Source organism: Bradyrhizobium sp. CCBAU 11386 (assembly GCF_028128955.1).
GTDB lineage: Bacteria > Pseudomonadota > Alphaproteobacteria > Rhizobiales > Xanthobacteraceae > Bradyrhizobium.
This window is the reverse complement of sequence record NZ_LBKA01000003.1, coordinates 1-428: the sequence shown is the minus strand read 5'-3', so window position 1 is coordinate 428 and position 428 is coordinate 1. Positions and strand designations below refer to the sequence as shown.

Genomic DNA, 428 nt, shown 5'->3' with positions numbered 1-428 from the left:
CGACTCGACGTGCATCGACAGTCCGAACTCACTGATCAATGTCTTACCCGGCGGCTTGCCACCGCCTATGCCCCAGCCGAAGTGTTCAATCTCAACACCGGAAACCTTCCGGCTCGGCGCGACAGCGAATTGGTAGCTGTCGACGACCACGCGCACTGCCACGCGATCGATCTCCGGAACCTTTCCGGCGATCGCTTCTGCGCGTACCGGCTTCCCGCTGCCGATCAGCGTCGCCACGACGGCGCTGAACAAGGCAACTCCGCCGCCGCATACCACATCGCGTCGATGAATTGCGTTGCATTGGCAAATTAACATCATCAAATCCTCCCTTTCCGTGGCCTTTGCTGCCGCAAGGCATCACGCGGAAAAGCACTCCAGGGCGGAGGCGTTGGGATGCCGAACACGCCAGCGTCTGGCAGCCCGCACAC

1 pseudogene is annotated in these 428 nt (G+C 61.2%); it reads right to left on the bottom strand.

Annotation, left to right across the window (positions count from 1 at the left end):
* Positions 1–252: pseudogene (locus XI09_RS01240) on the bottom strand (MBL fold metallo-hydrolase); the annotation flags it as partial.
* Positions 253–428 lie beyond the last annotated feature (176 nt).